Origin of the sequence: Neglectibacter sp. X4, from assembly GCF_009917365.1 — a bacterium.
GTDB lineage: Bacteria > Bacillota > Clostridia > Oscillospirales > Acutalibacteraceae > Acutalibacter.
In genome coordinates this window covers 153861-166442 of record NZ_QWLE01000002.1, presented here as the reverse complement: position 1 = coordinate 166442, position 12582 = coordinate 153861, and the positions used below count along the sequence as shown (strand labels likewise).

The window sequence follows — 12582 nt, the reverse complement described above, 5'->3', positions numbered from 1 at the left end:
GTCTCCCGCTTCCCAGGCCGCTTGCGATCCCGCCGCTTATATGGTATAATTTCATACAATCCAGAAACCAAAGGAAAGGGCGGTACCGGGGGCAAAGGGCTGTTTTCCCGGCTTTTTGCGCAGAACCGGATCGTGTGGCGATTATTATGGCAAAAGTAGCGGTGCGCCGCATTAACGAATGGGACGGGCCTTCCATGCTGAAAATTTATGCCCCCTATGTGGGGACGCCCCTGGCGCCGGAGGATGCCCTGCCAGAGCTGCAGGACTATATCCGGCGCATAGATACCTATACATATGGGCTGGGATGGCTGCTGTGCGAGATAGACTCCACCCCGGCTGGCTTCTGCCACCTGACGGAAAACCGGAATGATCCGGAAAATCTGTTCTCTGTGGAATTCCAGCTTTATGTTAAGGCAGAGTATCAGCGCATAGGCGTGGGCCGGGCCTTGTGGACGCTGATGCGGGACATGATGGAGCTGGGGAACCGACGGGAGGTTTTTGCCCGTATCGGCCTGCCCAACGAGACAGGCCGGGCCTTCTTTGCGGCTATGGGCTTTGTGCCCCAGGAGGAGGGCGGGCAGGTGCTGACAGCCCGGTATGCCCTGCGCCCCGCCGACCCGGAGGCCTTAAAGCCCACTAAGCCCTACTTGCTTTTAAACCATGAATATGAGGCTGCCCGGGAAAAGGCGGCGCTGCTGGTGCGGGCGTGATGCCGAAGCTGCCCCTCCGCAAAGCGGAGGGGCTTCCTAATTGGAACCGCGCTCTAAGGCTGCCCGGGAAAAGGCGGCGCTGCTGGTGGGGGCGCAGCCCCATGACGGATGGGTTTTTGCCCATCCGTTTCTTTTTTCCGGGAGCCGGGGGGAAGCGCCAGTCCCGGCAAAGCCGTTGGCAGCCTGGTGGCGGGGGGTATTTCCGGAAGATTGAAAATATTTTAACAAATTGTGTACAGAGCTACTTGTAAAAATCCCTGGGGTGTGCTATGATTTATTTGATTTTTGATAAAATGCGGAAGAAGGGCATTTTGTCAAAAAGAAGCCCCTCCTGCCTGCGGGTATAGCTTTTTGCAGGGAAAGGGAGGGCAGATTCGCCGGAGGGGGTTCCCCTTCGGGCCAGTTTAGCAGAAAACAGGGATGCCTTGAAAAGATTTCCCGTTTTTTGCTATAACACGCTTCATTATCATGTTTTTTTAATAATCTTGGGGGAAAGGAGGTCATTTTTATGAACGAACCCAGCTTTGTACAGGTTATCGCAATGGGACTCTGCACGGTTTTCGTGGTGCTGATCTGCCTCATTATCATCATCAAGATTATGGGCGCAATCATGACGAAGTTCACCGGCAACGCAGCCCCCGCCCCTGCCGCCGCACCGGCCGCGGCCCCCGCCCCTGTGGCGCAGGCTCCCGCCGCGGGAGGCAGCAAGCAGCAGGTTGTGGCTGCCATCGCGGCTGCCATTGCTGAAGACATGGGCGCGGACGTGAACCACATCAAGATCCATTCTATCCGCAAGCTGTGAGCCTGGCGTGCAGGCTGCAGCCAGAAGTTAAATTTGATTGAGAGGTAACTGGTATTATGAGAAACTATCATGTAAACGTAAACGGCACCGCTTATGAAGTTACAGTAGAAGAAGTAAAGGGCGGCGCCGCCCCTGTGGCCGCTCCCGCAGCCGCTCCTGCACCCGCGCCCGCCCCGGCCCCCGCAGCCGCTCCTGCCGGCGCCGGCGAGCAGGTTACCGCCCCCATGCCCGGCACCATCCTGGACGTGAAGGTTGCCGCAGGGCAGGCTGTGAAGTCTGGCCAGGTGCTGATGGTGCTGGAAGCCATGAAGATGGAAAACGAGATTATGGCCCCCAAGGACGGCACTGTTACAGCCGTTTCCGTCTCCAAGGGTTCCTCCGTGGAGAGCGGCACACTCCTGTGCACCATCGCCTGAGCGCGACCGGATGAAATCAAAAAATAAGGAGTGGAATCCATGGAAGCTATTATGAACTTCTTGCAGAGCACCGGCTTCGCCCTCATCGGGGAAAACCCCTTGAACCTGGTGATGATCGTCGTGGCCTGTGCGCTGCTGTACCTGGCTATCGTGAAAAAATTCGAGCCGCTGCTGCTTTTGCCCATTGCCTTTGGCATGCTGCTGACAAACCTGCCCGGCGCGGGCATGTATCATGCCGAGTATTTTGCAGACGGCGTTATCAACTGGGCAGAGCTTGGCACCGGGCACGGCGGCCTGATTGACTACCTGTATCTGGGCGTGAAGCTGGGCATTTATCCCTGCCTGATTTTCGTTGGCGTTGGCGCTATGACCGACTTCGGCCCGCTGATTGCAAACCCCAAGAGCCTGCTTCTGGGCGCTGCCGCCCAGCTTGGCATTTTCATCACCTACATCGGCGCCCACCTGATGGGCTTTACCGGCCCTGAGTCCGCCTCTATCGGCATTATCGGCGGCGCAGACGGCCCCACCGCCATTTACACCACTGCCACCCTGGCCCCCCATCTCTTAGGGCCTATCGCTGTGGCGGCATATTCCTACATGGCCCTGGTGCCGGTTATCCAGCCCCCCATCATGAAGGCCCTCACCTCCAAGGAGGAGCGCCGCATCAAGATGAGCCAGCTCCGCCCTGTTTCCAAGACGGAGAAGATCCTCTTCCCCATCATCGTCACCATTTTTGTCTCCTTCATGCTGCCCAGTGCAGCCCCCCTGGTGGGCTGCCTGATGCTTGGCAACCTGATGCGCGAGAGCGGCGTGGTTGACCGCCTGAGCAAGACGGTGCAGAACGAGCTGATGAACATTGTCACCATCTTCCTGGGCATTTCCGTAGGCGCTACCGCTACTGCCGCCAACTTCCTGAACCTGAAAACCCTGGGCATCCTGCTTATGGGCGTGGTGGCTTTTGGCATGGGCACTGCCGGCGGCGTGCTACTGGCAAAGCTGATGAACGTATTTGCCAAGGAGAAGGTAAACCCCCTGATTGGCTCTGCCGGCGTATCCGCTGTTCCCATGGCGGCCCGCGTGTCCCAGGTGGTAGGGCAGAAGGAGGATCCCTCCAACTTCCTGCTGATGCACGCCATGGGCCCCAACGTTTCCGGCGTTATCGGCTCTGCCGTAGCCGCAGGCGTGCTGCTGGCCCTGTTCGGCTAACCAGCGTGACGCTGGATCCGAGTCGCGCATCCGTGCGCTGCGCGCACTGCTGTTGTGGGTAAGGCAATGTTTTCCCCCGCGGGGGGCCTTGCAGATACACCACAGCCTTTGTAAAAACGGATGCCTTGCGGCGCGGAGGGAGCCTTTTAGGCGCCTTTCGGGCGGCGGGGTATTGAAATCATGAGAAAGGAAGGCGATGAATCGCATTATGGCTAAGAATCCTTTAAAGATCATGGACACCATCCTGCGTGACGCCCACCAGTCCCAGGCTGCCACCCGCATGAAGATTGAGGACATGGAGCCTATCCTGCCCGTACTGGACAGCATTGGGTTCTGGTCTTTGGAGTGCTGGGGCGGCGCTACCTTTGATGTGTGCATGCGCTTTTTAAATGAAGATCCCTGGGAGCGCCTGCGCACCCTGAAGAAGGGCCTGCCTAACACAAAGCTGCAGATGCTCCTGCGCGGGCAGAACCTTTTGGGCTACCGCCACTACGCTGACGATGTGGTGGAGGCTTTCGTGAAGAAGTCCATTGAAAACGGCATTGACGTGGTGCGTATTTTCGACGCGCTGAATGATCCCCGGAACGTCCAGGCCGCTGTGAAGTATGTAAAGGAATACGGCGGCATGGCGGAAGTGGCTATCAGCTACACCAAAAGCCCTGTTCACAATGAGGAATACTTTGTGAAGCTCTCTATGGAGCTGGAGAAGATGGGTGCTGACACCATCTGCATTAAGGACATGGCAAACCTGCTGCTGCCCTATGACGCTTATTCCCTGGTGAAGAAGCTGAAAGAGAACGTGGGCGTGCCTATCCATCTGCACACCCACAACACCACCGGCACTGGCGACATGACAAACCTCATGGCTGCCCAGGCCGGCGTGGACATTGTGGACTGCGCCCTGTCCCCCCTGGCAAACGGCACCAGCCAGCCCGCCACAGAGGCCATGGTGGCAACCCTGAAGGGCACCAGCCGCGACACAGGCCTTGACATGGAGAAGCTGTCTGAAGCCGCCGCCCATTTCCGGGGCGTGGCGGAGAAGCTGGACATCAACCCCAAGGTGCTGAAGGTTGACGTGAACACCCTGCTGTACCAGGTGCCCGGCGGCATGCTTTCTAACCTTATCTCCCAGCTTAAGCAGGCAAACGCCGAGGACAAATATTATGACGTGCTGGCTGAGGTGCCCCGCGTCCGCGAGGACTTCGGCTATCCCCCGCTGGTAACGCCTACCAGCCAGATTGTAGGCTCCCAGGCTGTTTTGAACGTGCTTTCCGGCGACCGCTACAAGATGGTGACCAAGGAGAGCAAGGGCCTGCTGCGGGGCGAATATGGCCAGCTTCCCGCGCCTGTCAATGAGGACGTGCGGAAGAAGGCCATTGGCGACGCGGAGGTTATCACCTGCCGCCCCGCCGATTTGCTGGAGCCTGAAATGGAGAAGCTGCGGGCCGAGTGCAAGGAAAAGGGCATTGGCCACTGCGAGGAGGACGTGCTGAGCTACGCCCTGTTCCAGCAGGTTGCCACAAAGTTCCTGGACTGGCGGGATCATCCCGAGAAGCGGGAAGCGCCCGCTCCTGCTACCGCTTCCAAGGCCCCGGCGGCAGCAAATGCTGTTGACAACTCCCCCCGCACCTTAGTGGTGGAGGACTTGACAAACGGCAATTTCTAAAACGCAATAGTCCTTTCGGCGGCACGGCTTCGGCTGTGCCGCTTTTTTATGAAAAAATTTTTTCAGGGGGCGAACCTTTCCCATGCCCGGGCCGTCTAATGGGTGTAAATGATAGTTAGGAAGCCCCGCGGCGAAAGCAATTCTGCGGGAGAAAAGAGGATGGGAAACATGGCGGAATCTATTGAAAAGCTGGTGAGAAGGGCAAAAAAGGGCGATCAGGAAGCCTTCATCGCGCTGATGGAGAGCCAGAAGCTTTCCATGAGCCGGATAGCCCTTTCTATCCTGCACAACGAGGAGGACGCGGCGGACGCCATCGGGGAGACGGTGCTGGCGGCTTTCTCCCAGCTATGCACCCTGCGGGAACCGAGGTTTTTTAAAACCTGGCTGACCCGGGTGCTGATACGCAACTGCTGCGACCTGCTGCGGGGCCACCGCCGCACCGCGCCCATGGAGGGCCTGGGAGAGGTGGCGGCAGAGTCCCCGGACTATGACAGGGCCATGGACGTGCGCCAGAGCCTTTCCCAGCTTGCGGAAAACGACAGGCTGGTGCTGACGCTTCACTACATGGACGGGCTGCGCATACGGGAAATCGCCTCCCTGTTGGGCGTGAAAGAGGGCACAGTGAAAACCCGGCTGATGCGCAGCCGGCAGCGGTTTAAGAAAATCTATCTGGGACAGGAGGGAGACTGCACATGAAGCATTTGCAGAGAGGAAACGAAGAAACCCGGCGGCTTCTCAAAGAACTGGAAATCCCGGCGGTTCCGGCGGCTGTGGAGAACAGGCTGCGCCGGATATATGCGGAACTGCCCGGGGAAATGCCTCAAACCTATGAGGGGCCTGTATACGGGACGGAAGATGACTTCGTGGAGGTGACGCCCTTTGAGGTGAAACCCATGCACCGGGCGGTGCGAGGGCTTCTGGGGGCCTGCGGGGCCATGGCGGCGGCAATGGTGCTGCTGATGGGGCTGAACACTGTGAATCCGGGCTTCACTGAAAGCCTGCCGGGCCTGGGGGGGCTGTTTGCCCAGATAAACGGCAAAAACCCCATGGGCACCAACTTAGACACTTATGACGATTTGGAGCAGGTGAGCCAGGTGGCCCTTGCAGAGCAGGACAGCGGCTATAAACTGACTGTGGACGAGGCCTTCTGCGACGGGAACTATGTATATTTCACCCTGGAGATGGAGTGCCCGGAAAGCGCGGCAGAATATGAAGCTATCTTCCCCTACAACAGGGCAGGCTCCCTCTCCCAGGAGGATGAACCCTATGCCCCTGCAAGATATACCATAAACGGCACTGTGACAGGCGCAGAAAGCAGTGGCCTAACCGGATCCCCGGCAGAGGGGAAAATCGGCCTTGCCTATGCCCTCCCCGTCCGCGGCGGGGAAATGCCGGAAAACGGGGAGAAGGTTACTGTGGAGATGTCCATCCCGGCGCTGGAGGCCCACTATGGAAAGGGCCATGAGAAGTATGCCACCCCAGATTATATCCCCGTAGGCTTTGAGGCGGAATTTGAGGTGACTGTGAACACCAGCCATAACCACATCAGCGTGGGAGAGGGCCAGGACAACGGCGTGAGCGTCAAAGAAGTGGAGAGTACGCCGGGGTATATCAAGATAAAGATCGAGTCCCCCATGTGGGGCTATGAGGGCGAGGAAATGTACCATTTCGGCATTGTGAAGGGCATTCCCAACGAGTGCTTCCTCTACACCGAGGACGGCCAGGAGCTGGCGCGCAACTCCAATTTTTGGGAGGAAGACCCCAAATTGGCGGGGGCGAAGCAGGGCGAACATGACTGGCCCAAGAAGGGCGAGATGCTGGAGCATACCCTTGGCTTCAACGGCGCCCCGGCAGACTGCAAAAAGGTGAAGCTGCGCATATTTGATAACAGCCTGTTTAACTGGCAATACGACTCCCAAGGCGCCCCCAAGCCCAAGCTGTTTACCGAGCTGACCATTGACCTGGAAACCGGGGAGGCCGTGCCCAGCGACACCTATCTGGCGGAGGGCTTTGTGAAGACCGACATGGAGGAATATATCAACACCCAGCACACCCCGGATATCACCGGAGGATATATGATGGGCTCTGGCGGCATAGAGCCTTACCGCTATGTAGACCGCCATTCCTATGGCGCTGACGCGGAAACCGACCTCAACGGCTGGACCCACCAGGCAGACTTATACTGCGGCGTGGACGACCCGGATCTGGAACTGCGATTCTACCGGGGCGGCGAGCTGCTGGGCACCATGAGCACCCCGGCCATGGACAAATGGGAAAAGACCGAATATGGCACGTACCACTACACCGATGAAAACGGCCGCGACCTCTATATGAGCGACTGTGCCGACCTGCGGGAAACCATGCAGTTTATGGAATATCCCGCCGGGCCGAAGTGGGCCATCAGTTTCCGGTTCTATGTGGATGAGCCGGTAGACCCCCAGTGGGAAGCGGAGAACAACCAGTTTACTGACCGGATAGAGGTTGTGAAGAAGAGCACCGGCGAGGTGCTGGCGGATAACCCGGTTGGCGGGCAAGTGTTTGGCAGCGTGAAAAGCCAGGCAAACTAAACCTAAATAAAGGGCAGGCCCCCAGTTGGGGGCCTGCTTTTTTTGAAAGGAATTCCCTTGCAACTGTAAGAAAAAAGCGCTATACTGATTAGAAAACGGGAAAGGGAAGGTATGGGGCGCAGATGGGGATTCGGGTGAAGGAACGGGAGACGAAAATTTTAGAGCTGCTTGCCAAAGAGAAAAAGCTGGAGGTGGCGGCCCTGGCCCAGGTGCTGGGGGTTTCCAGCGTGACGGTGCGCAAGGATTTGGACACGCTGGAAGAAAAGGGGGTGCTGCGGCGGGAGCATGGCTATGCCCTCTTAAAAAGCGAGGACGATCTCTCCAGCCGTCTGGCCTACCACTACGCCTGCAAGGGGCGGATTGCCAAACGGGCGGCGGCGCTGGTGGCGGACGGGGAGACGGTGATGATTGAAAGCGGAAGCTGCTGCGCCTTGCTGGCAGAGGAAATCTGCACGTCCCGGCGGGACGTGACCATTGTGACAAACAGCGCCTTTATCGCGGGCTTTGTGCGGCAGAAGCCCCATGCCTATGTGGTGCTGCTGGGGGGCGTATACCAGAACGACGCGCAAGTGATGGTTGGCCCTCTGGTGGCCCAGGGCGCCCAGGGCTTTTTTGTAAACAGGCTGTTTATCGGCACAGACGGCTATACCCCCCGGATGGGCTTTACCAACAGCGACCACCTCCGGGCGCAGGCTGTGCGGGACATGGCGGCACAGGCCGGGCATGTGGCGGTGCTGACGGAAAGCGAAAAGTTCACCCGCCATGGGGTGGTGCCCTTACAGCTTGGAGGGGCGGTGGATCTGCTGGTGACAGACGACGGCCTGCCTGAGGAATCCCGGCTGGCCCTGGGGCGGGAGGGAGTGGAAGTCCTCACCGTGGCCCGGGAGGGAAGGCTATGACATATGGGAAGGTGGTGAAGGGGACGTTTTTAGCCCGGCCCAACCGCTTTATCGCCCTGGTGGAGACAGGCGGGCAGGTGGAAACCTGCCACGTGAAAAACACAGGGCGCTGCCGGGAGCTGCTGGTGCAGGGGGCTGCGGTGTATCTGGAGGAGAGCGGGAACCCTAAGCGGAAAACACGGTTTGACCTGATTGCCGTGGAAAAGGGGGAAAGGCTTATCAACATGGACAGCCAGGCCCCCAACAAGGCAGCGGCGGAATATCTGCCCGCCCTTCTGCCCGGCTTAACCCTCCTGCGGCCGGAAACCGTTTTTGGCTCCTCCCGGTTCGATTTTTACGCCGAAGCGGCAGGGGAAAAATGGTTCGTGGAGGTGAAGGGGGTCACCCTGGAGGAGGACGGAGTGGTGCTGTTCCCAGACGCGCCTACGGAGCGGGGGGTGAAGCACCTGCACGAGCTGTGCGCCGCCTTGGAGGCGGGCTACCGGGCCATGGCGCTTTTCATCGTGCAGATGGCGGACGTGGCCTATTTTACGCCTAATTCCCGCACCCATCCGGCCTTTGCCCAGGCCCTCCGGGAGGCGCAGGCAAAGGGGGTAGCCCTCCACGCGGTGGACTGCCTGGTTACCCCCTCCTCCCTTACGGCCCGCCGCCCGGTGGAAATCCGCCTGCCATAAAAGCGCTCCCTATGCCGGACCGCATAGGGGGCGCTTTTGGGGGATAAAGGACAGGAAGATTGTGAGGTATGTGTTCCGCCACTCCATGCTGCCCCAGATTACAGGCCTGGATCGGGTCTTTAACCCCCAGCTACGGGATTAAGCCCTGCCTGCGCCCCGGAGTGCAGCCTCTATAATATATTTCAAAGCGAGACGGCCTAAAAAGCCGCCCCGCTGTTTTTCTGCCCTGCTTATGGGGGGTGGGGGCAGCTGCCAAAAAAACCACCAAAAAAAGCAGAATAAAATTGGATGGAGTGAAGCCGGATTTTTTACGGGAAGGCTACCATTTTACCCCAAAACGTGGTATACTATATGTATAAATAGCCTGGGTATTCACGAAATTATGAGAAAATGCAAGGAGTTATGAAAAGATTATGTGTATAGGAGGGTTGTGCAAATGTATGAAATCGGCGAATTGGTGCTGTATGGCAGCACTGGCGTGTGCAGGGTCAGTGAAATCAAAACCCAGGATTTTCCCAGCACAGGAGAGAGGCGGCTGTATTATGTGCTGAAGCCCCTGTACCAGTCCTGCGTTATCTCTGTGCCGGTAGATTCGGACAAGGTGTTTATCCGTCCTATTATCTCGAAAGACGAGGCGGAGCGGCTTATCAGCCTGATACCCGGGCGCAAGTGCGAGGCGTATCACAACCGTGCCACCCGGGAGCTGGCACAGCATTATGACACCATGCTGAAATCCCACAAATGCGAGGATCTTATCGACCTGACCATGTCCATCTACGCGAAAAAGGAGAATATGCACCGGCAGAAGCGGCGCTTTGGCACTGTGGACGAACGCTTCCTCAAACAGGCGGAGGATTTGCTCTTCGGAGAGCTGGCCGCCGCCCTGGAGATCCCCCGCAGCGAAGTGCGGGGCTATATTACGGCCCGGGTGACGGACGCGGAAAAGGCGGGGTGATCCCTGTCGGCATGTCCGGGAAAAGTGAAACCAGGCGGCGTTTTGCGCAGCCTGGTTTTTTATGCCCGTTCTTCCTAGTTCTTTTCCAGCTCCAACAGGAAGCGTTTGGCGGGAAGCCCGCCGCCGTATCCGGTGAGGGATCCGTTTTTGCCGATAACCCGGTGGCAGGGGATGAAGATGGAAATGGGGTTGTGATGGTTGGCAGAGCCTACGGCCCGGACAGCCTTGGGAGAGCCTGCCAGCAGGGCTATATCCTGGTAGGTGCGGGTTTCCCCATAGGGGATTGTCAGGAGGGCCTGCCACACCTTTTCCTGAAAAGGCGTGCCCCGGGGCTTCAGCGGAAGGGCAAACTCCCTTCTCCCACAGGCAAAATATTCCTCCAGTTGGCGGCGGGCTTCTTTTAGCAGGGGCGTTTCCTCTTCTATGGCGCCGGGGAAGGATACGCGCCCAAAAAGCAGGTGGGTAACGGCGCCGTCCTCCGCCGCCAGGGTCAGCTCCCCTATGGGAGACTGGCAGTACAGCACCTGGGCGCTCATGGCTTTTCCTCCCGCCGGGCGCGCTTCTCCAGCCAGGACACCGCATAGGAGCAGGAGGCCCCCACCTTCCAGCCCTGGGCTTCAATGGCGGCAACAGCCTCTTCCATCAGCTTCCTCGCCACCCCCTGGCCCCGGAGGCTTTCGTGGACAAAGGTGTGGTCTATAACAGCCACGCCTTCTTTTTCCGGAAAGGTGATTTCTGCCAGCAGGGCGCCGTCTGGCCCGGCGGCATAGATCCGGTTTCGTTCATGGTGAAATTCCATAGCTTTCCCTCCTTGGGGGTGTTTCGGGAGTGTCCAAGGCGCATGTGCCGCCTCCGGCGGTTTAGGGGCTTTGCCCCTAAAGACCCCACCACCTTTGAAAAGGTGGACGAAACTTTTGTGTTTCACAAATGTTTTTAAATATTCGCTTTGGATACTTCCAGGTGTCGTTTCTTTATTAAGGCTCATGTGCCTTGTTCTTCCGCTAAAACCCCGGTGCAGAATTCCTCTTCTGCTGCTGTGAGCAGAACCGGCAGCACCTTCCCTGACAGGGGCCGGGAGGACTGCACCCGGACGGGGGTGTACTGGGGGGTGTGGCCTTCATAGATCTGCCCCCCTGTTTCCTGTTCAAAGAGCACAGGATAGATTTTGCCCAACTGGCCCTGGTAATATGCCTGCTGGCCTACCCGGGCCGCCGCCGCCATGGTTTTGCTGCGGGACTCCTTCACTGGGGCGGGCACCTGGCCCAGGGCGTTATACGCTTTGGTGCCGGGCCTGCGGGAATAGGCAAACACATGAACCCGGGCAAAGCCTATATCCTCTACAAACCGGAGGGATTCCTGAAACTCCTCCTCCGTCTCCCCGGCAAAGCCCACCATCACGTCTGTGGTGATGGCGCAGCCGGGAAAGGCTTCCCGCAGATCCGCCACAATCTTCCTATATTCCGCCGGGGTATAGTGGCGGTTCATCCGGCGCAGCGTCTCCTCGCAGCCGCTTTGCAGGGACAGGTGGAACTGGGGGCACAGCTTTTCCTGGGCGGCAAACCGCTTTATTACCGGGGGCGTAAGCTGTTCCGGCTCTAAAGAACCCAGCCGCACCCGGCAGATGCCCTCCACCCCGCAGACGGCTTCCACCGCGTCGCACAGGTGCAGGCCTATATCCTGCCCATAGGCGGGGAGGTTGATGCCGGTGAGCACGATTTCCTGATAGCCCCGGCCTGCCAGCAGCCGGGCTTCCTCCCGGATGTCGGAAAGGGGCTTGGAGCGCACCCGGCCCCTGGCATAGGGGATAATGCAGTAAGAGCAGAAGCGGTTGCAGCCGTCCTCAATTTTCAGGAAAGCCCTGGTGCGCCCCTGCAGCCCGGAAACTGACAGCTTCTCAAAGCCCTCTCCCGGGCTGTGGGCCTGGATGTCCACCACCCGCTGCTTGGTGGAAAGGTATTCCAGCACCCGGGGCAGCAGCGCCCGGCGGTTGGCTGTGCCCAGCACCACGTCCGCTTCCAGGAAGGCCTCCGCCTCCCCGGGAAAAGCCTGGGGCCAGCAGCCTGTAAGCACTGCCACAGCCCCGGGGTTCTGCTTTTTCGCCCGCCGCAGGGCCTGCCGGGCCTTCTGGTCGCTTTGGGCTGTAACGGTGCAGGAGTTTACCACCACCACATCGGCCTGCTCCTCCCTTTCCGCCGGCTGGAAGCCCCCCTGCTCCATGGACTCCAGCATGGCCTCGGACTCGTATTGGTTTACCTTACAGCCCAGGGTTACGAATTTTACCTTCAAGAATTATTCCTCCGGCGGGAAGGGGGGCCAGCCCATTTTGCGCTGCCCAAGCAGGTGGAAATGGAGGTGCTGCACGCTCTGCATCCCGTCTTCCCCGCAGTTGTTGATGACCCGGAAGCCCTTTTCCAGGCCCAGCTCTCCTGAAAGCTTTGCTATCACCTCAAAGATATGGGCCACAACGCCGCTGTTTTCCGGGGTTATCTCCTGGGCCGAGGCGATGTGGGCCTTGGGGATGACCAGCACATGCACCGGGGCCTGGGGCTCCAGATCATGGAAAGCCAGCACCATTTCATCCTCATACACTTTCCTGGAGGGGATTTCCCCTGCCGCTATTTTACAGAAAATGCAATCTTTCATACATTACCGTCCTTTCTGGCTGGGGCGCCGCCCCAAACCCCGCT

At 58.7% G+C, this 12582-nt stretch carries 15 protein-coding genes; 11 read left to right on the top strand and 4 right to left on the bottom strand.

Features of this window, described 5'->3' with window-relative positions; genetic code table 11:
- Positions 1 to 146: 146 nt before the first annotated feature.
- From D1841_RS02810 to D1841_RS02760, 11 genes are all read left to right on the top strand, one after another.
- Positions 147 to 710: a GNAT family N-acetyltransferase gene (locus tag D1841_RS02810; RefSeq protein WP_160641883.1), complete on the top strand. Its 564-nt coding sequence runs from the start codon at positions 147 to 149 to the stop codon at positions 708 to 710.
- A gap of 40 nt (positions 711 to 750) precedes the next feature.
- The gene (locus tag D1841_RS02805; protein ID WP_166554221.1) at positions 751 to 924 is read left to right on the top strand and encodes a hypothetical protein; all 174 of its coding nucleotides are present in this window, start codon (positions 751 to 753) and stop codon (positions 922 to 924) included.
- Positions 925 to 1218: 294 nt separating this feature from the next.
- A complete protein-coding gene (locus tag D1841_RS18655; protein WP_237076170.1) occupies positions 1219 to 1512 on the top strand; it encodes an OadG family transporter subunit in 294 nt (97 codons plus the stop codon).
- Positions 1513 to 1568: 56 nt separating this feature from the next.
- The gene (locus tag D1841_RS02795) at positions 1569 to 1928 is read left to right on the top strand and encodes a biotin/lipoyl-containing protein (RefSeq protein WP_160641882.1); all 360 of its coding nucleotides are present in this window, start codon (positions 1569 to 1571) and stop codon (positions 1926 to 1928) included.
- Positions 1929 to 1967: 39 nt separating this feature from the next.
- Positions 1968 to 3134 carry a sodium ion-translocating decarboxylase subunit beta gene (locus D1841_RS02790; RefSeq protein ID WP_160641881.1) on the top strand — a complete coding sequence of 389 codons (1167 nt, stop codon included), beginning with the start codon at positions 1968 to 1970 and terminating at the stop codon, positions 3132 to 3134.
- Between the two features lie 208 nt (positions 3135 to 3342).
- Positions 3343 to 4800 carry a pyruvate carboxylase subunit B gene (locus D1841_RS02785; RefSeq protein ID WP_160641880.1) on the top strand — a complete coding sequence of 486 codons (1458 nt, stop codon included), beginning with the start codon at positions 3343 to 3345 and terminating at the stop codon, positions 4798 to 4800.
- A gap of 168 nt (positions 4801 to 4968) precedes the next feature.
- Entirely contained in the window at positions 4969 to 5496 is a 528-nt protein-coding gene (locus D1841_RS02780; protein ID WP_160641879.1) for an RNA polymerase sigma factor, read from the top strand.
- On the top strand, positions 5493 to 7367 hold the full coding sequence (locus D1841_RS02775; protein ID WP_160641878.1) for a DUF4179 domain-containing protein: 1875 nt from the start codon (positions 5493 to 5495) through the stop codon (positions 7365 to 7367). Before D1841_RS02780 ends, D1841_RS02775 begins: the two co-directional genes overlap by 4 nt.
- A 122-nt stretch (positions 7368 to 7489) precedes the next feature.
- Positions 7490 to 8266 carry a DeoR/GlpR family DNA-binding transcription regulator gene (locus tag D1841_RS02770; RefSeq protein WP_201751197.1) on the top strand — a complete coding sequence of 259 codons (777 nt, stop codon included), beginning with the start codon at positions 7490 to 7492 and terminating at the stop codon, positions 8264 to 8266.
- Entirely contained in the window at positions 8263 to 8940 is a 678-nt protein-coding gene (sfsA, locus tag D1841_RS02765) for a DNA/RNA nuclease SfsA (protein ID WP_160641877.1), read from the top strand. Before D1841_RS02770 ends, sfsA begins: the two co-directional genes overlap by 4 nt.
- 436 nt (positions 8941 to 9376) lie before the next feature.
- Complete coding sequence (locus tag D1841_RS02760; protein ID WP_160641876.1) at positions 9377 to 9895, top strand: CarD family transcriptional regulator; 519 nt, start codon at positions 9377 to 9379, stop codon at positions 9893 to 9895.
- Positions 9896 to 9969: 74 nt separating this feature from the next.
- Here D1841_RS02760 and D1841_RS02755 read toward each other — a convergent pair whose 3' ends face one another.
- From D1841_RS02755 to D1841_RS02740, 4 genes are all read right to left on the bottom strand, one after another.
- Positions 9970 to 10431 (bottom strand): methylated-DNA--[protein]-cysteine S-methyltransferase, encoded by a 462-nt coding sequence (locus D1841_RS02755; RefSeq protein ID WP_160641875.1) that lies wholly within the window; start codon positions 10429 to 10431, stop codon positions 9970 to 9972.
- Positions 10428 to 10694 carry a GNAT family N-acetyltransferase gene (locus D1841_RS02750; RefSeq protein WP_160641874.1) on the bottom strand — a complete coding sequence of 89 codons (267 nt, stop codon included), beginning with the start codon at positions 10692 to 10694 and terminating at the stop codon, positions 10428 to 10430. Before D1841_RS02750 ends, D1841_RS02755 begins: the two co-directional genes overlap by 4 nt.
- A 182-nt stretch (positions 10695 to 10876) precedes the next feature.
- Positions 10877 to 12181, bottom strand: coding sequence for a tRNA (N(6)-L-threonylcarbamoyladenosine(37)-C(2))-methylthiotransferase MtaB (gene mtaB / locus D1841_RS02745; protein WP_160641873.1), 1305 nt, complete (start codon positions 12179 to 12181; stop codon positions 10877 to 10879).
- A 3-nt stretch (positions 12182 to 12184) separates the two neighbouring features.
- Positions 12185 to 12538 (bottom strand): histidine triad nucleotide-binding protein, encoded by a 354-nt coding sequence (locus tag D1841_RS02740; protein ID WP_160641872.1) that lies wholly within the window; start codon positions 12536 to 12538, stop codon positions 12185 to 12187.
- Between the last annotated feature and the right edge of the window lie 44 nt (positions 12539 to 12582).

Excerpts from the sequence above, each read along its gene's own strand:
- D1841_RS18655 (WP_237076170.1), top strand. The coding sequence starts at position 1,219 with ATGAACGAACCCAGCTTTGTACAGGTTATCGCAATGGGACTCTGCACG.
- D1841_RS02755 (WP_160641875.1), bottom strand. The coding sequence starts at position 10,431 with ATGAGCGCCCAGGTGCTGTACTGCCAGTCTCCCATAGGGGAGCTGACC.
- sfsA (WP_160641877.1), top strand. The coding sequence starts at position 8,263 with ATGACATATGGGAAGGTGGTGAAGGGGACGTTTTTAGCCCGGCCCAAC.
- D1841_RS02775 (WP_160641878.1), top strand. The coding sequence starts at position 5,493 with ATGAAGCATTTGCAGAGAGGAAACGAAGAAACCCGGCGGCTTCTCAAA.
- D1841_RS02740 (WP_160641872.1), bottom strand. The coding sequence starts at position 12,538 with ATGAAAGATTGCATTTTCTGTAAAATAGCGGCAGGGGAAATCCCCTCC.
- D1841_RS02780 (WP_160641879.1), top strand. The coding sequence starts at position 4,969 with ATGGCGGAATCTATTGAAAAGCTGGTGAGAAGGGCAAAAAAGGGCGAT.
- D1841_RS02810 (WP_160641883.1), top strand. The coding sequence starts at position 147 with ATGGCAAAAGTAGCGGTGCGCCGCATTAACGAATGGGACGGGCCTTCC.
- D1841_RS02795 (WP_160641882.1), top strand. The coding sequence starts at position 1,569 with ATGAGAAACTATCATGTAAACGTAAACGGCACCGCTTATGAAGTTACA.
- D1841_RS02785 (WP_160641880.1), top strand. The coding sequence starts at position 3,343 with ATGGCTAAGAATCCTTTAAAGATCATGGACACCATCCTGCGTGACGCC.
- D1841_RS02760 (WP_160641876.1), top strand. The coding sequence starts at position 9,377 with ATGTATGAAATCGGCGAATTGGTGCTGTATGGCAGCACTGGCGTGTGC.
- D1841_RS02770 (WP_201751197.1), top strand. The coding sequence starts at position 7,490 with ATGGGGATTCGGGTGAAGGAACGGGAGACGAAAATTTTAGAGCTGCTT.
- D1841_RS02790 (WP_160641881.1), top strand. The coding sequence starts at position 1,968 with ATGGAAGCTATTATGAACTTCTTGCAGAGCACCGGCTTCGCCCTCATC.
- D1841_RS02750 (WP_160641874.1), bottom strand. The coding sequence starts at position 10,694 with ATGGAATTTCACCATGAACGAAACCGGATCTATGCCGCCGGGCCAGAC.